General features: G+C 47.4%; 14 protein-coding genes. 2 read left to right on the forward strand and 12 right to left on the reverse strand.

Annotation, left to right across the window (positions count from 1 at the left end; translation table 11 throughout):
* Nucleotides 1-106: 106 nt before the first annotated feature.
* The 3 genes from gltB to Q0V21_RS16085 all read right to left on the reverse strand — a co-directional run bounded on the left by gltB (nucleotide 107) and on the right by Q0V21_RS16085 (nucleotide 8450).
* Nucleotides 107-4705 carry a glutamate synthase large subunit gene (gltB, locus tag Q0V21_RS16075; protein ID WP_301879676.1) on the reverse strand — a complete coding sequence of 1533 codons (4599 nt, stop codon included), beginning with the start codon at nucleotides 4703-4705 and terminating at the stop codon, nucleotides 107-109.
* Nucleotides 4706-5377: 672 nt separating this feature from the next.
* Complete coding sequence (locus Q0V21_RS16080; RefSeq protein ID WP_301879677.1) at nucleotides 5378-7660, reverse strand: YhgE/Pip family protein; 2283 nt, start codon at nucleotides 7658-7660, stop codon at nucleotides 5378-5380.
* 208 nt (nucleotides 7661-7868) lie between these two features.
* A complete protein-coding gene (locus Q0V21_RS16085) occupies nucleotides 7869-8450 on the reverse strand; it encodes a TetR/AcrR family transcriptional regulator (protein WP_024632901.1) in 582 nt (193 codons plus the stop codon).
* Nucleotides 8451-8808: 358 nt separating this feature from the next.
* Between Q0V21_RS16085 and Q0V21_RS16090 the strand changes: the two genes are divergently transcribed.
* Nucleotides 8809-10029 (forward strand): MGDG synthase family glycosyltransferase, encoded by a 1221-nt coding sequence (locus tag Q0V21_RS16090; RefSeq protein ID WP_301879678.1) that lies wholly within the window; start codon nucleotides 8809-8811, stop codon nucleotides 10027-10029.
* A gap of 277 nt (nucleotides 10030-10306) precedes the next feature.
* Here the strand turns inward: Q0V21_RS16090 and Q0V21_RS16095 are convergent, their stop codons facing one another.
* Entirely contained in the window at nucleotides 10307-11164 is an 858-nt protein-coding gene (locus Q0V21_RS16095) for a cell wall hydrolase (RefSeq protein WP_079350947.1), read from the reverse strand.
* Between the two features lie 130 nt (nucleotides 11165-11294).
* Nucleotides 11295-11897: an RNA 2',3'-cyclic phosphodiesterase gene (thpR, locus tag Q0V21_RS16100; RefSeq protein WP_301879679.1), complete on the reverse strand. Its 603-nt coding sequence runs from the start codon at nucleotides 11895-11897 to the stop codon at nucleotides 11295-11297.
* Nucleotides 11898-12086: 189 nt separating this feature from the next.
* Here thpR and Q0V21_RS16105 point away from each other — a divergent pair, with 189 nt between their 5' ends.
* A complete protein-coding gene (locus Q0V21_RS16105) occupies nucleotides 12087-13043 on the forward strand; it encodes a D-2-hydroxyacid dehydrogenase (protein ID WP_301879680.1) in 957 nt (318 codons plus the stop codon).
* 136 nt (nucleotides 13044-13179) lie between these two features.
* Here the strand turns inward: Q0V21_RS16105 and Q0V21_RS16110 are convergent, their stop codons facing one another.
* The 7 genes from Q0V21_RS16110 to Q0V21_RS16140 all read right to left on the reverse strand — a co-directional run bounded on the left by Q0V21_RS16110 (nucleotide 13180) and on the right by Q0V21_RS16140 (nucleotide 24615).
* Complete coding sequence (locus Q0V21_RS16110) at nucleotides 13180-14157, reverse strand: TRM11 family SAM-dependent methyltransferase (protein WP_301879681.1); 978 nt, start codon at nucleotides 14155-14157, stop codon at nucleotides 13180-13182.
* A gap of 39 nt (nucleotides 14158-14196) precedes the next feature.
* Nucleotides 14197-15909 carry a methyl-accepting chemotaxis protein gene (locus Q0V21_RS16115; protein WP_301879682.1) on the reverse strand — a complete coding sequence of 571 codons (1713 nt, stop codon included), beginning with the start codon at nucleotides 15907-15909 and terminating at the stop codon, nucleotides 14197-14199.
* Nucleotides 15910-16270: 361 nt separating this feature from the next.
* Entirely contained in the window at nucleotides 16271-17269 is a 999-nt protein-coding gene (locus Q0V21_RS16120; protein WP_301879683.1) for an MsnO8 family LLM class oxidoreductase, read from the reverse strand.
* Between the two features lie 29 nt (nucleotides 17270-17298).
* Complete coding sequence (locus tag Q0V21_RS16125; protein WP_301879684.1) at nucleotides 17299-18714, reverse strand: deoxyguanosinetriphosphate triphosphohydrolase family protein; 1416 nt, start codon at nucleotides 18712-18714, stop codon at nucleotides 17299-17301.
* 576 nt (nucleotides 18715-19290) lie between these two features.
* Entirely contained in the window at nucleotides 19291-21171 is a 1881-nt protein-coding gene (gene htpG / locus Q0V21_RS16130) for a molecular chaperone HtpG (RefSeq protein WP_301879685.1), read from the reverse strand.
* 1248 nt (nucleotides 21172-22419) lie between these two features.
* Nucleotides 22420-23319 carry a nickel transporter permease gene (nikC, locus tag Q0V21_RS16135; RefSeq protein ID WP_301879686.1) on the reverse strand — a complete coding sequence of 300 codons (900 nt, stop codon included), beginning with the start codon at nucleotides 23317-23319 and terminating at the stop codon, nucleotides 22420-22422.
* Between the two features lie 291 nt (nucleotides 23320-23610).
* On the reverse strand, nucleotides 23611-24615 hold the full coding sequence (locus Q0V21_RS16140; RefSeq protein ID WP_024632912.1) for an ABC transporter permease: 1005 nt from the start codon (nucleotides 24613-24615) through the stop codon (nucleotides 23611-23613).
* Between the last annotated feature and the right edge of the window lie 120 nt (nucleotides 24616-24735).

The raw sequence follows: 24735 nt of genomic DNA on the forward strand, positions 1-24735 counted from the left end.
CTAATTTTGTCGAAAACCAAATAGGAGCCCTATGGCGCCGCATTGGCCGCCATAAAGCTCCTATTATTCTTAATACAACCAGTTCATGCACTCGAAAAGGAACAAATTAACCTCCTGTACGTGCAAGCTCACGCATGTTGGCTTCAAAAGCTGCCAGCAAAGCAGCCTCCCCGGTGAGACCTGTTGCCTGAATCCGTTCGATTTGCTCTGTCATTCGTTTGAAGTCCTTTGGTATAACCCGAACAAATTGATCTACGGACTGCTGCCAGTTATCCAGAATGCGCTGACCAGCCACACTGCCTGTGTTCGCAACATGGCGCTGAATCATGCCCCGCAGATCTGCACTTTCAGAAACATCTTCGATACGCTCCAAAAGTACCATTTCCAGATTACAACGTTGCAGGAATGTGCCTTTTGGATCATAAACATAAGCAATACCTCCGGACATCCCGGCTGCAAAGTTACGGCCTGTATCACCCAGAACGACAACACGCCCACCTGTCATGTATTCACAGCCATGGTCACCCACACCTTCAACAACGACTTTGGCACCCGAGTTCCGTACAGCAAACCGCTCCCCAGCGATACCACGAATATAGGCTTCACCACTGGTTGCCCCGTATAGAGCGGTATTACCAATAATGATGTTATCCTCGGCATCAAATGTGGCTTTTGGTGAAGGCATGACGATCAGCTTACCTCCGGACAAACCTTTGCCTACATAGTCATTGGAATCCCCTTCAACGGTCAATGTCATACCTTTAGGTACAAAGGCCCCAAAGCTTTGACCAGCAGAGCCGACAAATTTGAATTGAACCGTATCTTCTGGCAATCCTGCAATTCCATATTTGCGTGTAATTTCGCTACCCAAAATGGTTCCCACTGCACGGTTTACGTTGGTAATCGGAAGCACCGCTTCAACCGGTTGACCGGATTCGATCGCAGGTTGTGCCAGTGGCAGCAATTGCTGCATATCCAGCGTCTCTTCCAATTGGTGGTTCTGATGCTGTGTACGGTAACGTGCAGAGCCTTCAGGCATTTCAGGCACATGCAACAATACAGACAGATCTACACCTTTTTTCTTCCAATGGTCTACAGCCTCTACCGTTTCGAGGCAATCGGTACGGCCCACCATTTCCTGAATGGTACGGAATCCAAGATCAGCCATGATTTCGCGAACATCTTCAGCAACAAAACGCATGAAGTTAACGACATGTGCAGGATCTCCCGTGTAATTTTTACGCAATTCAGGGTTTTGTGTCGCTACACCTACCGGACATGTATCCATCTGGCAGACACGCATCATAATACAGCCGAGTGCAACGAGTGGTGCTGTAGAGAATCCATACTCCTCAGCTCCCAGCAAAGCAGCGATAGCCAAGTCACGACCATTCAGCATTTTACCGTCTGTTTCAAGAACAACACGATCACGCAGATTGTTCAGCATCAACGTTTGATGTGTCTCTGCAAGACCCAGCTCCCAAGGCATTCCCGCGTGACGAATGGAGCCTTGCGGGGATGCACCTGTACCACCGTCATAACCGCTGACGAGAATGATATCGGCACGACCTTTGGCTACACCCGCGGCAATCGTTCCAACGCCGACTTCGGATACCAATTTAACGTTGATCTCTGCACGTGGATTCGCATTTTTTAAGTCATAAATCAACTCAGCCAGATCCTCAATCGAGTAGATATCATGGTGTGGCGGCGGGGAAATCAGACCCACACCCGGTGTTGATCCACGAACCTCAGCAACCCAAGGATATACCTTACGTCCAGGCAGCTGTCCACCTTCACCCGGTTTTGCTCCCTGTGCCATCTTGATCTGAATCTCGTCGGCATTGACCAGATAGTTGGATGTTACACCAAAACGTCCGGATGCCACCTGCTTGATCGCACTGCGACGAGAATCACCGTTGCTATCTTTAATGAAGCGAGCCGGATCTTCCCCGCCCTCACCTGTATTGGATTTACCTCCAACACGGTTCATCGCAATGGCAAGATCTTCATGTGCCTCTTTACTGATCGAGCCGAAGGACATTGCTCCGGTTTTGAAACGGCGCATAATGTCTTCCACGGATTCCACTTCTTCCAAAGGAATCGCAGGACCGACCGGTTTCAGTTTCAGCATGGAACGAATCGTCAGCAACTGATCGTTTTCACCTTGCACAAGTTTGGAATACTTTTTATACAGCTTGTAGTCCCCGGTCCGTACTGCATGTTGCAGCGTATGGATCGTCTGCGGATTGAACAGATGCTCTTCTCCGTCATTACGCCATTGGTATTCCCCGCCGGAATCCAGTACTTTGTCATTGCCATCTTTGTCCGTGAAGGCACGGTTGTGATGGGTCAGTGCTTCAGCTGCTACTTCTTCCAGACCAATCCCGCCAATTCGGGAAGGTGTCCAGGTAAAGTAACGGTCAACGAAGTCCGATCTCAGACCCACTGCTTCAAAAATTTGAGCTCCGCGATAGGATTGTATCGTCGAGATTCCCATTTTGGACAATATTTTAATAACACCCTTGGTAGCGGCTTTAATATAATTCTTCACGGCTTTCTCATGTGAGATGCCACGCAGCAGTCCTTGCTGAATCATGTCATCCAGCGTTTCAAAGGCCAGATACGGGTTCACGGCACTCACGCCGTAACCAAGCAACAAGGCATAGTGATGAATATCACGCGGCTCTGCCGATTCCAGCAAAATGCTGACTTTGGTTCTGGTTCCTTTACGAATCAGATGGTGATGCAAACCTGCTACAGCCAGCAATGCAGGAATAGCCGCATTCTCGGCGTCCACACCACGGTCAGACAGGATCAAAATGTTATGGCCTTTGTCAATGACACGGTCCGCTGCTTCAAAGAGCAGTTCCATCGCTTTGCGAAGTCCTTCTGCGCCCTCTTTTACTGTAAAGAAGATCGGAATCGTCATCGAGCGGAAGCCTGGACGACGAACGTGGCGAATCTTCGCAAAATCCTCATTGGAAAGTACGGGTGTATCCAACCGAATCTGACGACAGCTCTCCGGTTCAGGATTCAACAGGTTACGCTCGGGTCCGATCGTTGTTGCCGTTGACGTTACAATCTCTTCACGGATCGCATCGATCGGTGGATTGGTAACTTGTGCAAACATTTGCTTAAAATAGTTATACAGACGCTGCGGACGATCCGACAGAACCGCCAGCGGTGCATCATAACCCATAGAGCCTGTGGCTTCCATACCTGTTGAAGCCATAGGCTCCAACACTTTGCGTAATTCTTCAAATGTATATCCATAGGCCAGCTGAAGCTGGGTCACGTTAGCATGTTTTGGATCAGGCAGTTCCGGTGCATCAGGCAGCTCATTCAGGTCCATCAGATGCTCATCGAGCCAATCCTGATACGGATTCTCGGCTGCAATGAGAGCTTTCACTTCCTCATCTGCAATGATGCGTCCTTGTTGTGTATCGACAAGCAGCATACGTCCTGGACGCAGGCGGTCTTTGTAGAGAATTTCTTCAGGAGCGATATCAAGTACCCCAACCTCGGAGGACAAAATAATACGGTCGTCTTTCGTTACATAGTAACGTGCAGGACGCAGACCGTTACGGTCAAGTGTTGCACCAATCTGCAAGCCGTCGGTAAAGGCCATTGCTGCTGGTCCATCCCAAGGCTCCATCATTGTGCTGTGGTATTCATAGAATGCTTTTTTGGCAGGGTCCATTCCCTCATCCGTACTCCAAGGCTCAGGAACCATCATCATTGCCACATGTGGCAATGAACGGCCACTCAGGTACAGGAACTCCAGCGTGTTATCAAACATCGCTGTATCCGAACCATCCGGGTTGATAACCGGTTTTACTTTCGAGATGTCGTTACCGAACAATTCGCTTTCGAACAGCGACTGCCGGGCATGCATCCAGTTCACGTTACCACGCATCGTATTGATCTCACCGTTGTGGATCATGAAGCGATACGGGTGAGCACGTTCCCAGCTTGGGAATGTATTTGTACTGAAACGGGAGTGCACCAGCGCAATCGCTGATTCCACAAGATCTTCCTGCAGATCCAGATAGAATTGTCCCACCTGTTCAGTTGTCAGCATGCCTTTATAAACGATTTTACGACAGGACAAGCTTGGCAGGTAAAATGAACCGCCTTCCGCTTCATCCGCTGAATAACGAATAGCCAGCTCAGCACGTCTGCGAATGACGTACAACTTCCGTTCAAATCCCAGTTCATCCGTAACTTCTGCCGATCTTCCAATGAACACCTGACGTACATATGGCTTTGCTGCAAGCGCAGAACGCCCAAGCATCTCATCAAACGTAGGCACATCCCGGAAACCCAGGAATGTCTGGCCTTCTTCTTCGATAATTTTCTTAAGACTCTCTTCATGTGCACTGCGAATAACCGGGTCCTGTGAAAGGAACAACATCCCTACGCCGTAGAAGCCCTGTTCAGGTAAAGCAAAACCAAGACGATCCGCTTCCTGTGCAAAATAGCGATGTGGAATCTGGATCAAGATACCGGCTCCGTCACCGGAATTCGGCTCACTGCCCTGTCCTCCGCGGTGTTCCATGTTACTGAGCATGGTCAGTGCCTGACTAACGATGTCGTGTGAAGGTACTCCTTTGATGTTGGCAACAAAACCCATTCCGCATGCGTCTTTTTCGAACTGTGGGTCGTACAGACCCTGTTTAGGAGGTAATCCGATGTGTCTCATGGAACGCAACCTTTCTATAATGAAGTATTTCGGAAAGATCAAGAACATAGGCAACAAGCAACAATAAATCGGGAGGAGCGGGCATTTATTCATTGATTAAAAGCCTGCTAAATGGACGAGGGCGACAGCAATATGGCTGTCAATCTTATAAGTGCTGCTATTGCGACATGCCATCCATGAGAGGAGCTGATCCGGATTATCCGGCAAACAGCTTGGTATAACAACACGCAACCGCAGGCACGGCCGCTGATATGGAGCGACGTTTTTTGATATAGTTCTATTATTTTAACACCGACCTAACATCAGCGCAATTTAAACTTTTTAATACCTCTGATAAGAAATGTTTTGCAGTACAGCTTTAGTGTACTGATGCTAAAATTCATCTCTTTTTCGAATAATTATACACATTTTATGTCAGAGTACAACTGATTTTAATTACTGACAAAAGAAAATCATTCCATATGTGGCCTGTGTTTATCTATAGTTGGGCCAATATCTCATGCCATCCTCCAGCGATTATCTTCATCCCTATGCATTGGTATAAAAAAAGAGTCTGCAACCCATTTTCGGGTCACAGACTCTTTGCACTATTTGACTACTATATTGCATAATTTTGATACTTGAGTTCAAAGTTTATTTTCAATATTTTGTCCTGTTCCGGTCCAATTCCGCTTATGCCGTCACAACTTGACCGGATTCAGCCACTTGGGCTTCTTTTTTGCGACGTCTGCCGCTCCAAAGGAAGAAAGCCAAGGTCAGCAGCACGGATACGCCTGCATAGATTGCCAGAATGCCGACCTGATGCCACATCACATCGAAGTTGCCACTGGATACAACTGCCTTGAAGCCCATGATGCTGTGCGTCATTGGCAACCAAGGGCTAAATGCCTGAAGCCACGACGGAATCAGCTCTACCGGGAAGGTTCCCGCACTTGCTGCAAGTTGGAAGACCAACAACAGAATGACAACATAACGTCCTGGCAGGTCAAGCCAGGTAACGAGGGCCTGAACAATAAACATAAAGGTCAGCCCCGTAAAGATCGTGAACAGATAGAACAGTGGTACGCTGTGTGTTTCCAATCCAAGACCGTACAGCATGAAGCTTGCCACGATCACGGATTGGATGATGCTCACAAAGCCGAATACGAGTGTACGGCTGACGAAACGGTTCCAGCCCGTTGCGCCCGGTACGGAAGTTTCCCGCATTTTCAAAACAATCGTTGAAATCAACGATCCCACAAACAAACCGATGGACAGGAAGAATGGTGTCAAGCCTGTACCGTAATTACTTACGTTCTCTGTTGTGTTCTCGGACGTATTCACAGGTTCGGCGAACATGTTCACCACATCGTCTGTCTTTTTGACTTCTGACGTTTTCTGAGCAGCATCATTCAGCTTGGTAGCCAGTTCGCTTGAGCCGTCTTTCAGCTCTGTTAGGCCGTCCGCCAGCTTGCCTGCTCCGTCACCGAGTTGTTTAGAGCCGTCCGTGAGTGAACTCACGCCACCGCTCAGCTTACCTACACCTGTTTGCAGGGCAGTTGTACCTGAGCCCAATTGCTTGGCTCCATCTGCCAGCAACGTACCGCCACTTGCAGCTTCGCCCAGCTTGCCGCTGAACTGCTTCAGACCATCGGAGAGCTTCGCTCCGCCTTGGCTAAGCTGACCGGCGCCTGCCAGCAATTGCTGCTGTCCATCCACCAGCTGATTTGCGCCCGCAAGAAGCTGCTTTTGGCCTCCATGGAGCTCAGCTGCACCTGCTGCCAGTTGCTGATTGCCCTGATGCAGTTGATCTGCACCCTGCGCAAGCTTCTGTTCGCTCTCATGCAGCTGCTTACTGCCTTCGGCTACTGCCGCACTGGCCGCCAGCAGCTTCTGTACATCCTCACTGGCTGCCAATTCAGGGTTGGATGCAGCAAGCTGCTTCAAACCGTCTGCAACGCTCTGTGCACCGTCTGCAACCTTGCTGCTGCCGTCTACTGCCGATTGCAGGCCAGTTGCCAATGTGCCGCTGCCTTGCACTGCGCTTTGCAGACCATCGGACAGCTTCGCACTGCCCTGCTCAGACGATTGCAGACCCGCTTGCAGCTTGCCTGCTCCGTCCACGGAAGACTTCAGTCCAGTTTCCAGCTTGGCACTGCCGTCCTTCAACTGGTCTGCACCGCTCTGAAGCTGGCTTGTTGCCGCCGCTTGAAGCTGCTGCAAACCGGATACCAGATTTGATGTTCCACTTTCAAGTTTGGTCGCACCCGTGTGCAGTGCACTGACACCATCACTTAATGGAGACAAGCCATCCTGAAGCTCCAATGTTCCGGATGCCAGCTTTTCCAAATTATCCTTGAGCTTCACGGCCCCATCATCGAGCTTGCCTGCGCCGGTATTCAAATCTCCTGCACCGTCGCCCGCTTCAGCCAATCCGTCCGATACTTCGGAAAACTTGTCGAGCAGTGTCTCCGCATAGGATTCCGTTACTTTGGCCGAAACCTTAGCTTTCAGATCCTTGATGGCCGTCTTGCCAATCTGCGCACCCACGAAGCTGTAATTGCCATTTGGTTCGTAGATCAGATCAGCCGGCTCGGGCTTGTCGTCAAGCAACGTGGTTGCCTGGGATGAAAAGTTTTCCGGGATCGTAATTTGCATATAATACTTGTCGTTTTCCATGCCTTCTTTGGCTTGGCTGGCACTGACAAAGTCCCATTTAAAATCTGCATTTTTCTTCAATTCATCGACGAGGTCGCTACCAACATGCAGCGATTTGCCCTCCAGCTCTGCACCTTTATCAAGGTTGACCACTGCAACCGGCATTTCATCGACATGACCATATGGGTCCCAGTAAGCAGCCAAGTAAATACCGCTATATAGAATTGGAATAAACAAAATAGCAATGACGGGGATCAACACCTTCGGGTTTCTCACGGCCGATCCCACATCCTTGAAAAACACGGATAAAGATTTCATGTTATTTTCTCCCCTTGTTCTCTCTGCTCCATGAGCAGAATAACCAAAATATGAAATTCATTTGACCTGTTACGGAAAATTACCGAAACACGAAGTGACTACTTCCCTCAAACGGTCACTTTAGAGCAAAAAAACAAACCTGTCTCTCGACAAGCCTCACTGCCTGCATGCTTATAATTAACCCATATTATAGTAGAATAAATTCGGGTTACGTTGCGGCAGCAATTCCTTCCATTAAGAAAAGGCGAAAGTAATTCTTGATTTCCTCTTTGCTCAGCGGCTCGTGCTGCTTGCTCCAATCTGAGGTGAGGGCAATGTACAAACGAATCATCATAAAGGCTACTACCTGTGGATCACAGTCACGAATCTCTCCGTTGCTCCTTGCCTTCTCTAGCTCCTGTGCCAGAAAATCAGAGATGACTTTCTCCACTTTCTCCAAACCTTCCTTGGCCTGAAGAGTTCCAAAATCCTTAAGCTCCTGGGACAATTTAACCAGCAAATCGTGATCACGGCGAAACTCCAGCAGTGAATCAAGCACACGAAACAGATTATCAAAAAAAGCACTTTCCTGATGAACTTCACGGTGAGCAATGTTTTTCATTTCCTGGATTACTTCCACCAAAATCTGATCAAACAATTGTTCCTTATTCGTAAAGAACGTATAGATCGTTCCCTTGCCAACGTTCGCAATCTTCGCTACCTGATCCATCGTGGTTGCCTTGTATCCAAACATGGCAAAAGACTGCGAGGCTGCATGAATGACCTGCTGTCTCCTGTCAATCGGAGCCATCATATCCCCTCCTTATTTTCTTGATCGTTCTCTTTAAATGACCAAAAATACAATTCGGTCATTCGGTCAAAAAATAGATTACCACTCTCATCATCAGATTGCAACCCTAACATTAAAAATTTGTGTTAATTTTTTTTAACCGAAATGCAGTGGAAACTGCTCGTGTCGTCGTCTATAGTGTAAGATGACTCCAATAACACGGATAAAGACGAAGTTTCGATGTATCAGAACATCAACTATAGTGTAAATATGTAACGAATGAACATGATTTTCCGCTTCGCTGTATATTCATGTAGTAATGCAACGTGCGGTATGACTATGAGATGTTAAATTTAAATTGATGAATAAAGGTGAACTCATGCGAAAACCAAGAGTGCTCTTGTTATCCGAAGGTTTCGGCACCGGTCACACCCAGGCCGCCCATGCGCTCGCAAGCGGCATTAAGAAAGTCAGTCCACATGTGCATAGTCGGGTCATTGAGCTTGGCAAATTTTTAAATCCAACCATGGCTCCGCTTATTCTGTCCGCTTACCGTAAGACGCTAACGGTTCAGCCCAAGCTGGTCAGTCTGCTGTATCGGACGCAATACAACAAATCACTAAACGGATTTACCAAACTGGCCTTGCACCGGATTTTCTATACACAGACGGCCCAAGTCGTATCCCAATTAAAACCCGATGCCGTGATCTGTACCCATCCTTTTCCAAATGCGGTCATCTCCCGGCTGAAACGTCAGGGACTCGATATTCCATTGTATACGCTCGTCACAGACTATGACGTACATGCAACGTGGATTAATCCCGAGGTCAACAAATATCTGGTATCCACACCGCAGGTAAAGGCTTTGCTTGAAATCAGGGGTGTTGAGCCCTCTCGCATCCAAATCACCGGCATTCCTGTACATCCTGATTTCTGGGAAGCAGGAGACAAAGTGAGCCTCCGACAGGAAATGGGGCTTCAGAACATGCCCACTGCTCTGCTGATGGGTGGCGGATGGGGACTTTCCTTTGATGAAGAGCATATGAAGGCTCTCGCCTCCTGGGCGGATCGGGTACAGCTGCTGTTCTGTCTGGGAAGCAATGAGAAAATGATTGCCAAGTTGAAGGAAATGCCCTGCTTCCAGCATCCGAATATACGCATTCTAGGCTATACCCGCGAGGTCAGCAAACTGATGGACGTATCCGACGTGCTCATTACAAAGCCAGGCGGCATGACTTGTACGGAAGCATTGGCTAAAGGTTTGCCGATGTTATTCGTGCCTCCATTACCGGGGCAGGAAGAAGAAAACTGTGAATATTTTGTACAAGCCGGATACGGCCAGGTCATTCACTCTGCTGACGTTATTACTAATCGCTTCAAATACTTGAGTGAGCAGGTCTATGCACCGCGTCAAGCTGAAAGCCAGCTGAAATCAGCCCTCAAACCAGACAGCAGGAGCACCTATGATCCAACATGTTGTGCCCAGGCTGTTCATGATTTATTGTTCCCGGCTACAGCGGAAGTCACATCCGCACCCAAGGAGCGCTTCACAGCCGGAATTGGGGCCACTTCGCTGTCAGGTACCCGAATCCCATTCTAGCAGCTCTATGACCCCTTCTAATCGTTCTACGAGGACGTTTCATCTCTTGAGGACATGCATAAAGAAGGTTCCCCTCCATTGATCCGGAAGGGAACCTTCTTTTATTTCCTTCATATCTCCGTATGATTTGCTGGAAAAAAGGGTAATTTAAATAACAAGCCCTCATCAACAATTCAATTAAAAACGATGAAATAAAACTGTATTCCAGGGCTTTTCGAGGTCTATGTAGTGAATACATAGTTAACTACCCTGCCTGTTTGCAGAATTTAAAGGTCAATTACTTGTAAAAAGTATGATGCCCAATCGTTTTTACTTTTTTCTGAGAACGAGCCACTGTCAGATCATCCGCAAGCGTCAATGACAAGAAATAATACGTATCATCGGCGACTTCCTTTTTCCCATTCAACGCTGCATTAACAGCCTTGATACTGTCCTCATTGGGAGTAACACGTTTCAAACGCCCGTTCGCTACAGGACTGAATTGGGATTTTTGATAGATAACTTTGTAAATAGTATCGGGAAAATTGGCTGACCGCAGCCGGTTTAAGACAACATTGGCAACTGCCACTTTGCCTTCGTACGGTTCACCTTCCGCCTCTGCCATGACGATTTTTTGCAGCAGAAGCAGCTCTTTATCGGACACACTGTATGACCAGGCTGCAAGTTTCGAGTCTTCCTGGTTCAGAAGTTTGGTCCGTGTAAAGTAAAGTTTTTGGGGGGGAGTCGTAATTGCAGCTACAGCTTTGGCACGCTCTACTTTGGCCAATTTCAGAGCTGCCTCTTTTTTCGCTTTGGCCGCAGCTGCCGCTCGGGCCGCATGTTTAGCCTTGGCTTCTTTCTGTTCCTGCTCTTCCTGAGCAGCCGTCAGCCAGTTTTTGGCTGGGAGCGATTGGGTCCAGTAATCGGCCTGAATAGACGCATCAGCAGACAGACTTGTCCCGTCTGCCATCATTCGCCTGTCTTCGCTAAAAGAATTTTCGCTATTTTCTGCCGAACCCGCAAGTTCAGTCATCTGTTTGCTATCACTTGCCTCATTCCACTTTCCAGTCGCCTGAACGACATTAGCCCCCACTATACATACAAGCAGCACAGATAACATCGGTGCCACCCAACGATTCTTGCTTATAATATCCATTCGAAGATTCCTCCTGTCGAAACAATTCCCTAATCTAAGTAACCACAAAAAAAGAATTTGAATAACGTTGGCTAATATTACATAGGGAATAACGTAATGTCAATGTGATTTTATGTCATATCCATGAGTTTCAGGAAAAAGAAAACGTATCCACGACCTCATACATCGGCGCCTGACCTGGCTGTGTCACATAAAGCACAAAATCTTGTACCATCCAAGAATTAACACCCAAAAAGTCTTCAGGAAGCACTCCAAATATCCCTTTATCTTCATTTCCTGGGTCCTTACCCATAAATTTACGCGCAATCGTAATATGAGGAGAATACGGTCTTAATTCGACCTCGAATCCGAGGGAGGAAGTTGCGTCCACAATCCGTTTTTGCAGAAGATGAAGTTGATCCATATCTCCCTCAACACCTTTCCACAACACCTTTGGTGCCTCTTTTAACCCAAACGTTCCCCATCCGGATAATTGCAGCTCAAAAGGCTGAAATCCGTCCGTCGCCGAGCGCAGCGTTTTCCGAAGATGTCCAATGTCACTAACAAGGGTATCTCCCAGAAATTGCAATGTAATATGATAATCTCTATAATCGGTCCACTTGCGAAAATCAAGCTTTCCTTGCACCTGTTCGGCAGTCATCCGAAGTGAGTTCTGAATGGGTGCAGGCACCTGAAGTGCAGTAAATAATCGTTCCCGTCGGGATGGAAGATCCGTATATGAATAGTTACTCATGGTAAACACCTCTTCTAAAGTTCGTTTTATTATTTCATAGTCGTCTCTATGGTTCCAAGTTGGTTAATTATAGAGTGACACAATTTATGGGATTTGCACATGAGGCTGTATTCCTGCCTTTTACGCACATCACCTTCTTTTCTGCTAAACTAAAATCACAACATATTTGAATTCAGGAGGCCACTAACTATGGGTAAAATTGTATGTTTTCCATCCCTGACCACGAAACAGCAGCAACGGATTCTGGATGCAGCGCCAGGTTATACACTTACGGTTGGCAAAGCCAAAGAGATTAATACATCGGAGTTAAAAGAAGCCGAAATTATCGTAGGCTGGTCTCCTCTGGTAACTGAGAATGCACTCAAAGAAAACAGCCCTCTCAAATGGGTTCAAGTCTGGTCCGCAGGTGTAGACAACCTTCCATTCTCTGATCTGGAACAAAAAGGAATTTCATTAACCAGTGCTAATGGCGTACACGCCATTCCCATTACCGAGATTATTCTGGGCATGATGTTGTCCCACAGCCGCTGGCTCAGACAAGCGATGCTGCACCAGCAGCGGGCGGAGTGGAAATCACCAGGCAAAGCGCTTCCGGAATTGCATGGAAAAACAGCCGTTATCGTCGGTGTCGGAGAGATCGGATCAGAAACCGCGCGTATTCTCAAAGCATTGGGCATGAACGTAATTGGGGTTCGGCGCTCCGGCAAAGACGTTCCGAATGTAGACCAAATGTACAATATGTCCGGTCTGCATGAAGCACTGAGTCAAGGCGATTACGTCATTAATATTTTGCCACTTACGGATGAAACCCATCATATTTATAATCAGGCTGCATTTGAACATTTCAAATCCGGTTCCTGCTTCGTCAATGTGGGACGTGGTCCAAGCGTGAATACGGAAGCCCTGCTGGGTGCACTGGATAGTGGACAGGTTGCCTTTGCTGCACTTGACGTATTCGAGGAGGAACCACTGCCTTCCGACCATCCCCTGTGGAGCAAGGAAAACGTCCTCATTACGCCACACATTGCCGGAAGTACAGAACAGTACACCGAACGGGCTCTTGATATTTTTGTGCAAAATCTGGAGGCGTATATTGACGGAAAACCCCTTCCTGTAAATCTGGTAAATTATAGTCATAAATACTAAAAACGCTTGATGTTCCTATGTGAAATTGTACAAATCCATGTGAGGTATTTTTCCTGTGAAAATCAAAAACCTCCACACCGGAAAATGAATCTTTTCCCGTGTGGAGGTTTTTTCTGTTATTTTCAGTACAATCGTGTTAATTACATAGCCAAATGTGACGTATAAACGTGCCTTTGCTCACCGTTCGATACTGATCGATGTTCCACCCGGCATCCAGAATGTGCCCCTCCACCCATTCGGTGGAAACGATAACTGCCCGTCCTGTCAGCTTACGCAGACTAGTTAACATGGCAAGTTGTTCCTCATCGGGAAGAACAGAGCAGAGATTATATGGCATGTCCAGGATGGCTGCATCGTAGAAACCTTCCAGATCATTCATATCTCCGAGGGTAATTCTGGCTGGATCATAACCATAATGAGGAAGATTAATGCGCGCACCCTGTACCGCCAAAGGGTTCAAATCATTCCCTTTCGCCTCAATCCCCATCGACAATGCTTCAATAACTACCGTTCCCATTCCGCAGCACGGATCGAGTAACTGATGCCCCTGCACATGCGGAATCGCAATATTGACTAATGCTCTGGCTAACGTCACACCCAGACCTGTGGAATAATTTTGCGGCTTCTGATGATGGGTTTGCCACGAGCGATCAGCTTCTGTCCATTGACCAAGGAGCCATTTCCCATTCGCATGGATTAGTCCGAAAGTCACATCAGGTTGTTTCATCATCGCCTTGCCTCTAATGCACATGCCCAGCTCTTTTTCCAGCAAACGGGAATGTGCATAATCCGGCATGTCATCGCCCTCTTTCAGGCAGACCACCTTGAACGTTTCATCAGAAGACAGATCGATCAGTGAAGCCGCAGGCTTCAAATCCTCCACCGTATCTGCTTCAGCCATCACATCCAGTCTGCCTCGGACAAATGGACTTCTACCTGGTGGAATGCATAGAATGGAGCGAACATAAGCATGATCGCCGGAATGAATATCTGTGCCAGAAGCGAGCATCGTTTCCAACTCCAGTTCACATAAAGCACGTTCATTCTCATGGCAAGCAAAGGTATATACGTAATTTCCAGCAACTGAATCCTTGCTGTTTGTAGAGCTCAACATGGTAGCCGTCCTTCATGTCTCTTCTATTATAAGAAGAGGTTATATTTTTAATTTTTCAATGGAAACAAGAAGGTCTTCGGACAATTCTTTCAAGGTTTGAATATTGCCGCTAATCGTTTCCATGGAGCTCACCTGTTCCTCAGCCGACGCTGACACTTCCTCTACACTGGCCGCGGATTCCTCCGATACTGCCGAAATTTGTTGACTGAAATCATTCATGCGTCCGCTCGCCTCCTGCATGCCCTCCAGACCATCCGTCATTGTACCAATGACCTGAACCATGCCCTCTACCGACTCACTAATGGTACGGAACAGATTGCCGGAATTACGTACTTGCTGCTGCCCGCGCTCTGTCTCCAGTACACCTGTTCGCAATTCCTCAACCACACCCTGGGAATCCTTCTGAATATCTTCCGTGATGACGGTAATCTCTTCTACAGATGTCCGAACGGCTTCGGACAATTTACGCACTTCTGCTGCAACAACTGCAAATCCGCGTCCACTCTCTCCTGCACGGGCAGCTTCGATGGAAGCATTCAATGCGAGCAGGTTGGTTTGGCGCGCAATGTCATGAATGACTTGAACCAACTGCGATATGTCTCCGTTTTTGCGATCCAGCTGTTCCATCTTGTGCATGGAAGACGAAACTGTCCCAGCAATCTGCTGCATCTGGTTCACGGATTGCTCCATGGACTCGCGGCCGGTCAGTCCTTGTTTCAGAATAAGGTCTGACATCAGGCGAAGCTGGTTTCCCTGCTCCGAATGTTGCTGAATATGTTCGTTCAGTCCCTCGACGGTACGAGCAGATTCAACAGCCGTTTCCGCTTGACTCTCTGCTGCTTTTGCCGACTCTTCCATCGTTATGGCAATTTGGCGACTGCCAATCTTAACCTCTTCAGAAGAAATGGCCAATTCGCTGCTTTGGCGGTTGACGGCTTCAGCAATCCGTCTGACATTCAATACCATGGAGGTCAGATTACCTTTCATGTCGTTCACGGCTTTGGCAAGCACACCAACCTCGTCTTCATGTTTGGTATGTATGTCCTGAACATTCAATTGACCTTCCGCAATCAGTTTCACAGCACTGATTACTCGAAGCAGCGGTTTCACGACTTGTGAACGGATGATCGGGATACTGATTGCCGTGATGAGAATCATCACCAGTACACCTACAATAATAATTATTCGTCCGTCCTGTACGGATCTAATGGTCTGAGCCGCCGAGAGGTCAGACTGCTCCTGATTGTATCCCACCAGAAAGTCCATATGGACTTGCATGGCATCGAAAGAAGCCGCCCCTTTTTCTGAGACTTCCTTCGCCAGTTGTTCCTGACCTTCGTCACTCAGTTTGATGGATTGCGTGTTAATCTTGAGGTAAGCTTCCCATTTTGTCTTTAAAGCTTCCCAATGTTCATTCTCTTCAGCTGCCTTTTCCTGCTGATCATATATTTTAATGGCCTGAGCTGTTTCACGAATGTATTTGGTGCGCTCTTCAGCGAGGTCTGCTTTGGCCCCAGCCTGTGCATCATAATGGCGATAGCTCAATGACAAAATATGTTCTGTTGTATAATTCAAACGGTTAATCTGCTGGATCGAAGGCATCCAGTTATTGGTGATCCTATTCGTGTTTTTTTCCATTGAGTTCATTTGTGTAACAATCGTGACACTAAGAAGAATTAAACAGAGGATTAATAGATAGAACGCGATGCTGATACGCAGACCGATACTCTTGATCTTGAATCTGCTAAACATATGATTTCCCCCTTGTGCCCATCTTCGGCCACTTCCGTATTTTAGGTGCTTTTGTCGTTGTTTTCCCCTTCTTTTGGCATCTTGCAAAATACTCTTTTCTATATTATATCCATAGGAAAAGGGACGTAAAGTATTATAACATTCTTTTGTTTTAGTCATGCTTTATTTTGTAAAATCTTGTGATTATTCCACATTACCTGTTGAACGGAATCGAATAATGTAAATTTATGAGCAAAATGAAGCAAAAAAGAGCTGCAGCATACGGCAAATATCCGATCTGCAGCTCATAAGATTTGAATCTAACAGAGGGGCAGGTATGGAACCCGCCATTCTTTATATCATAACAGCTAACCAGCCACCCTTATGCGTTCGCCAGTAACTTGTAAGAGGCCAACCTTCGCTCGTAATCTGGTCCAGTGGTCACTATAAGCAGCTGATCCGTGTCTAGTCTGTGGCACACCTGCTGCAATTGGTTCCAAACCTGTGCAGGTGTGCCTGCGTAATGTCGTTGTACTTCTTTTCCATCAACATTGGCACTGTCGTCGTTGGAGCGGGTACTCGTGCTGGCAATGTCAGACTGCGTCGAATGCTCTTTCCCTCCGGCTCTGCGTCTCTCCTCCATCTCGTGGCTCCAGGACACCGCATCTTCCTGCGTCTCCGCACACAGAACACTGACTGCAGCCATAACCTCCGGTTCTTTCCTGTTGGCGCTGGGGATAAACCCCTCCCGATAACGCCGCACGGCCTCTGTACCATCCGCGTCACTCATAAATTGTCCAAATACATACCCCATACCAAAACGTGCGGCAAACTCGGCACTTTTTACGTTGGTACCCAGCATCCATAAGGATAACGGAAGCTCCGGAATCGGTCGGGCCGTCACCGGATGTTCTTCATAGGTGTAACGGTCTTCCAGTAGTTCGGTCAGTGCCGCGAGCGATTCAGGCAGCTTGGACACATGTTGCAAGTAATTGCCACTCAAGGCCATCGTCGCATGGGGGCCGCCCCCAGGAGCACGTCCCAAGCCTAATTCGATGCGCCCCGGATAGAGCGCCGCCAGCAGTCGGAACGATTCTGCTACCTTGAGCGGGCTATAGTGCGGTAACAGCACAGCACCGGAACCAAGCTGAATCGTGTTCGTTCGTGCGCCAATATGGGCAAGCAGCACTTCCGGCGATGCCGATGCGAGTTCATCCATGTCATGATGTTCAGACGTCCAGTATCTCGAATAGCCCCACTCTTCAGCACGCTGCGCAAGTTTAACGGATTGTTGGAGCGCCTGTTCTGCTGTGGCGCCGTTCAGCCTTGGAACAAGGTCAAGTACGCCCAGATTGTATTTTCCACTGATGGTCGCACCCAAGCGTCTCATCTCCCTTCGTCTCGCTTATCTTAGTCCAAATCGTAGATGGAGCCGACCTTGAGACCGTAAAGTTCATTGTATATTTTCTCGGCAAATGCATCCGTCATCCCGGCAATATAATCAATCACCATATGCTCCCAGGTCCAGATCGGATTCGCCTTCGCCTGATCCTTCTCATAGCGCTGCAGCCAATCGGACGGAATTATGGATTTGGACGTTTCCGGGTCAAGGAAAGCATCCCACAGACGCTTAATCATCCATTCACTGCGCTTTTGCAACCTCTGCACACGCAGGTCACGAATCATGGTCACCCAGGCAAAGCTCTTGAGCACACTCACCGTGCGCAGCATATCGAGATCCTCGGCACCTTCACGGACAAACGTTACCTTTTTCCAGTCTCCGTTATCAATAACTCCCAGACTTGCGACAAAAAGACTGACCCAGTAAGCTTTGACCTCCCGGCGGGTGCGTGAGTAGTCATGCTCACAAAACGGCATCTTTTCATTCCAGATGCGCAGGAACGAAGCAAGGACTTCTTCGACTTTTTTGCCAATCGCTTCCCTTGTCCATCCGTTCCAGAACAGATCCTCCAGCGTTGTAATCTTATCCACAATCAGTCGATTGATATGCGGATCTTGCAGGAAATGCTCATGTACTTCGATTTTGCCTGCCTTGATGCCATCCTCCAGATCATGTGCGGAATACGCAATATCGTCGCAGAGGTCCATCAGCTGTGCTTCCAGCGTCTTTTTGCCAGCAGGAATATCCCAACGATTGCGAATCTCGCGGATATACTGCCATTCATGATGGTACATGCCCTTCTTGCTCTCCGTACCTGGATACGGATACTTGTTGATGCCGAGCAGCACTGCATCGGACAGGTTCAGTCCATCGATATCCTCCCGTTTCTCCAAGTACATAATGAGACGGAAGTTATGTGCGTTGCCTTCAAAATGCTCATATTTCCGCTTCAGCTCAGCACGAATCTCCTGTTCCGGTTGGGGTGATTTTGCTCCACGATTTTTCTTCATGATTTTCTTGATCTCAGTGTTAATGAGATCATCGAGGATGCCATCCAACACTTCTTCCCCTTTATGCCCAAAAGGCGGGTGACCGAAGTCATGCGCAATCGCGGCACACTCCACCACTTCCGAATCAATAATCAGTCCCGGGCTGTCTGCCTGGTTCAACTCCACCTCCGGGTAGCGTCGCAGCAAGCTTCTTGCCGCTTCTCGCGCAATCTGCGCCACCTCAAGGGAGTGGGTCAATCGTGTGCGATAATAATCGCCCGTTCCTGCACCAAACACCTGTGACTTGCCCTGCAGCCGACGGAAGGTCGGTGAATGTATCAGTCTGGAATAGTCGCGCTCATAGGCTGCACGAACCCCATCCAGTTTCGTTAGTTCAGGATATTGTCTATGTTCTCTCAGATCGTTCCATTGCATGTTGATCACTCCTAGCCGACTGTCTCTATTTTGAGTGATTATACACATATTCTGCAGTTTCGAAAAGCAAAACCTGTCTGCGATTGTCATCTCTTCTCACATCAACTTGTGATGCACAGTCGTCTTCTCTTATTATACCCCGCCAGACTATCATCCGTGCACCTAAATGGTAATGATTAATATTGAAAGTAACTTATGACGAAAAAAGTGCCTTATACAGTTTGCTTGGCCGTTCCGGTTACGGATCGTTCTTTCGATCGCTGTTATTCCCAAATTTCTTTGATTCCCTTTAGAAAGGGTGAAATTCGGGAATAAAGGCGAACGCTTCGCTTCTTCAGAATCGATTCCGTCCCCTTCACTACTGTCGCTGTTTGATTCACACCCACTCTAAAATGACATTACATCCCCTTAAAGGGGGACTTCAATCAAGACTTTAAGAGGCTAAAGAATACCATTAAATTGTTTATTTCATCACTTCATTAATAGTCTGTCTTCCCCCTTACCCTCCCCGGTATGGGGTAGGTAAAATAAAAAACCGACAGGGCGGAAGTGCCCTGTCGGGGAGAAGATGGTTGGTTAGACCATAACCTTGCAGATATCGTTGGTGAACTCTACCGGATCTTGAATTGGCAGTCCTTCGATCAGCAATGCTTGATGATACAGCAAGCTTGTATAAAGGCTCAGTTTTTCTTTATCCTGTGCGAATGCGTCTTTCAGGGATTTGAAGACATCGTGATTTACGTTGATCTCCAGCACTTTATCTGCCTGTACATTTTCACTGTTCGGCATAGCCTTTAGGATTTTCTCCATTTCAATCGTCAGCTCACCTTCAGTGGACAAACATACCGGATGGCTTCTCAGGCGTTTGGAAGCTTTAACAGCTTTTACTTTGCCGCCGAGCTGCGCTTGCATCGCTTCGAACAACTCTTTGTTGTCGTTGTCCTGTGCGTCTGTTTCTTCTTTATCTGCACTGTCCTCGATGCCCAGGTCACCGCTGGAGATGGATTTGAATTCTTTCTCCTTGTAGTTCGTGATCATCTTGATTGCAAATTCGTCGATGTCGTCAGTGAAGTACAGCACTTCATAGCCTTTGTCGAGCACACCCTCGATCTGTGGCAGCTTCTCAATCCGTTCAATGGATTCACCAGATGCGTAGTAGATGTACTTCTGATCTTCCGGCATTCTGGAAACATACTCGTCCAGGCTCACCAGTTTCTTCTCTTTGGAAGAAGAGAACAAAAGCAGGTCCTGCAACGTATCCTTGTTCACGCCATAGTCACTGTAGACGCCATACTTCAGCTGACGGCCAAACGCTTGATAGAACTTCTCGTAATTCTCACGCTCATCCTTAAGCAGGCTTTGCAGTTGGCTCTTGATCTTGTTCTTGATGTTCTTCGCGATCAGGCTGAGCTGACGGTCGTGTTGCAGCATTTCACGGGAAATGTTCAGGGACAGATCTTCCGAATCGACCATACCTTTGACAAATCCGAAGTAATCCGGCAGCAGATCACCGCATTTGTCCATGATCAATACACCGTTAGAGTACAGTTCAAGACCTTTTTCATACTCTTTTGTATAATAATCAAACGGAGTGTTCTCCGGGATAAACAGGATCGCATTATATACCACTGCGCCATCTGCGCTGATGTGCAGGTGTTTGAGCGGTTTGTCAAAACCGTAGCGTTTTTCCATATAGAAGTTGGTGTAATCTTCTTCAGTCAATTCGCTTTTATTTTTACGCCAAATCGGCACCATACTGTTCACGGTTTGCTCTTCTTTGTACTCCTCGAACTCGTTCTCAGTACCTTCCTTCGGACGCTGACCTGTCACATCCATCTTGATCGGGTAACGAATGAAGTCGGAGTATTTCTTGATGATGGATCTCAGGCGGTACTCCTCCAAAAATTCGTCATACGAATCTTCTTCGGTATTTTGTTTGATCGTTAGGACGATTTCCGTACCCACGGAATCTTTCTCGGCTGGAGAGATCGTGTACCCATCCGCGCCTTCGGATTCCCATTTCCATGCTTCGTCGCTGCCCAGCGTTTTACTCGTTACCGTCAGCTTGTCCGCTACCATGAATGCGGAGTAGAAACCAACCCCGAATTGTCCGATGATGTTGTGTCCGTCTTTGGCTTCATTCTCTTTCTTGAACGCCAGAGAGCCACTCTTCGCGATAACCCCCAGATTGTTTTCCAGCTCTTCCTGGGTCATCCCGATTCCTGTATCGGTCAGTGTGAGCGTGCGATTTTCTTTGTCGATGGTCAGCTTGATGTAGTAGTCCTCTTTGTTGAAGATGAGTGTGTCGTCCGTCAGTGCTTTGTAATATATTTTGTCAATGGCGTCACTGGAGTTGGAGATCAGTTCTCTCAAAAAGATTTCTCTTTGGGTGTAAATGGAGTTGATCATCATATCCAACAAGCGTTTGGATTCAGCCTGGAATTCTTTTTTAGCCATGAATGGGTGTCTCCTTTCAAATTTGGAATAGAATGATTAGATTGAATATAGAAAGCAAACCCTTGAATTGTCCATGCAGAACGTAACATTGCTAGAAAAGCCTTCAATTGCTTTGATCCCCAGATTTTTTGATTTCATATTTAGGGCTCAACACTAATACAAGTAATTGATGTTCTTCTGGTGACCGTTCCGGTTACGGATCGTTCTTTCGATCGCTGTTGTCTCCAAATTTTCTTGAACTATTCTGAAATGGTTAGAAATTCGGAGACAAAGGCGAACGCTTCGCTTCTCCAGAATCGATTCCGTCCCCTCCACTGGTGAGGCTGTTTCGCCAAATACTTGATAATGCTAAGACATCTTTAAAAATATAAAAAATCCGGTGAGACAAACTACGATTCCCAAAATCTTTCCTAGCCCCTCCACGCTCATGCATGTCCTATTCAGGTTTAACATTATCCATATTCAAAAACACAATCATTCCATATGTAGTCGTGTAGTAAAACATCATTTGTTAGCACTCCGTTCGTCAGAGTGCTAAACCCTTCCTTTTATATAACATATGGGAAAATTGGGTGTCAATACGAAGCCGGTTATTTTAACAAAATGATCGAATAACACTTCAAGTTTTGCACATCTCTAACCATTTTAGCTCAATACATCATGCAATACAAAAGCCGCCTCGAACCAAAGTTCGAACCGGCTTGGAGAACAGATTGGAATGAGTATGTGCAGCATTGGCAAGCCACACGCTAACGAACCTGACAGACGTTAATTGGCCTTTATAGGATAATTTCATAATCTAAAGAATCGTCGACACGCTATTTCTCACCTTTAGCGGATCTATCGAAACTTTCCTCAGGTTTTTCGTAAAATAGGGTGTGTGAAATTCGTTAGACTGGGGAATTGGCAGTAAATCGTAGAATAAGGCTTTCCAGATTCGTTAGATATGGAACAGAGTCGGAGACTTAATTAGAGATGCAACTAGAGTTGAAACTATATAAATTGAACTAAACATTTACACGATAACGAAGAGTACAGAAATAACCTGAAGAAGCGGATCTAAAAGCTTTCTGAAAGAAAGCTGCATCGGAAACACCTCGCCTTTATCCCCGGATTCCCCCCTTTATATAAGGGTTTCAAAAAAATCTGGGGATTACAGCGATCGGAAGGTTGTTCTGTCATCGGAGTGGCAAGTGTACATATTCTTTAGTTCAATTGATATAGAAAAGCAACCAGAGATGCAAACTGCTACTTTTTGGCCATCTTTGGATCTAAGGTATCGCGCAGACCGTCCCCCAGCAAGTTGAAACCGAGCACGGTGAACATGATGGAAAGCCCAGGGAAAATAAGCGTCCACGGCGCTTTTTGCAGAAACTGGCGGGAATCTGACAGCATCTTGCCCCATTCCGGATCAGGTGGTTGCGCACCCATGCCGAGGAATCCAAGTGCAGCTGCTTCAATAATCGCTGTTCCAATCCCCAGTGTGCCTTGTACGATGAGCGGGGTGAGGCTATTGGGCAAAATGTGCCGGAACAGAATTCGCATATTGCCAGCCCCCAGCGTACGTGCCGATGTAATAAATTCCTCCTGTCTCAAGCTAAGTACCCTTGAACGTACCAGTCGTCCGTAGGTCGGGATGTTCACGATCGCTATCGCGAGCAGTGCGTTCTGCAAGGATGGACCCAGAATCGCGACAATGGCGATTGCCAGCAGAATAGCTGGAAAAGCGAGCAAGATATCGAACAAACGTGAGATGAGCATGTCCGCCCATTTCCCATAATACCCGGCAATCAGGCCGAGCAATGCACCCGCAATAATAGAGCCAATGACCGAAAAGAAGCCGACCCACAATGAAATGCGCGCTCCGTGCAGCACTCTGGAAAATACGTCACGCCCGAGATCATCGGTACCGAACCAATGCTCTGCCGAAGGGGCTTGCAGACGATCTGTAAGTACCTGCTCTTTGTAATCATACGGGGCAATATACGGGGCCACAAAGGCCAACAGGATGAAAAAAACGATAATGATCAAGCCTGCCAGCGCAAGCCGATTTCTCCGAAACGTTCTCCAGGCTTCCCGCCATGGACCAGATGCGGGTGCCGACGCGGCGCCAACGGATTCTCCGGTATTGGTCGATAATTTGGCCATGCGGCGTCTCCCTTCTAGGATATGAATGAAATTTAAGATCAACGAGTTCTATTACACTAAAGCATTACGATTGCAGTACCATCTTTCGATCGCTATTACCCCAGATTTTATTGATCCACCTATTTAAAGGTGACAATCCGGTGATAAATGCGAAGCTTATGCTTTCGAAGCAACTTTCTTCCAGAAAACTCTTAGCTTCACTCCTACAGATTGGTTCTGACTCTTTGTGTCGTTTAATTTTTTAAAGTTAACTTATATGAAGTTCCATTCATCAACCCAAATGATGAATTCCTATTTATAACTAATTCGAGGATCAAATACGGCGTACAGCAAGTCCACAATCAGGTTAATCACCACGAAGAAGAATGCCACGATCAGAATACCGCTCTGGATCACCGGATAGTCCCGCGAACTAATTGCTTCATATATATAGCGACCGACACCAGGCCAGGCAAAGATGGTTTCCGTCAGCACCGCTCCACCCAGCAAAGATCCGGTCTGTATGCCGATGACGGTGAGTACAGGAATAAACGCATTTTTCAACGCATGTCCATATACGACAAAAAATGGACCGAGTCCCTTCGCCTTCGCGGTACGGATATAATCCGAACTCATCACTTCGAGCATGCTGGAACGGGTCATCCGGGCAATAACAGCCATAGGAATGGTGCCGAGAGCGATACTTGGCAGCAGCAGATGTTTCGTTACCGTCCACAGCTGATCCCAACGTCCGGCAATCATCGTATCCAGCACGTACAAGCCCGTAATGGCTTCAATCGGATCACGTGCATTCATTCTGCCGATGGACGGCAGCCAGTGCAGTTTGTTTGCAAACAGCCACTGCTCCATCAAACCAAGCCAGAAGATTGGCATCGATACACCAACCAATGCAATGACCATGCAGCAGTAATCGAACCACGAGTTATGTTTCCACGCACTGACAATCCCGGCATTCACGCCAATAATAATCGCAAACAGCATACTTGCCATCGTTAATTCGAGGGTTGCTGTCAAATACGGCACAATTTCCTGGGCAATGGGAACCTTGGTGCGGATGGATGTGCCCAAATCTCCCTTAAACAGATCGCCCAGATAAGCGAAATATTGTTGAAACCATGGTTTGTCCAGTCCGAGCTGGTCACGCAGGGCTTGCTTGGATTGTTCGGTGGCCTTTTGCCCGAGTATGGTCTCTGCCGGATCACCCGGAATAGCGTGGATAATGGAAAAGACGATCAGGGTCATGCCCAGCAGCACGGGCAGTAACACGAGTACACGTTTGACGATGTAACTGTTCACTCCTCATTCACCTGCCTTTAACGTATAAAAAGCGCTGGCAGACATGCATGCTTTAGATAGTTACATCCGGATGTGGGTTCTGCCAAGCATTGCATGTTCGCCAGCGCTTTTGAACTAATG

Source organism: Paenibacillus sp. 11B (assembly GCF_030487755.1).
GTDB classification, from domain to species: domain Bacteria; phylum Bacillota; class Bacilli; order Paenibacillales; family Paenibacillaceae; genus Paenibacillus; species Paenibacillus vandeheii.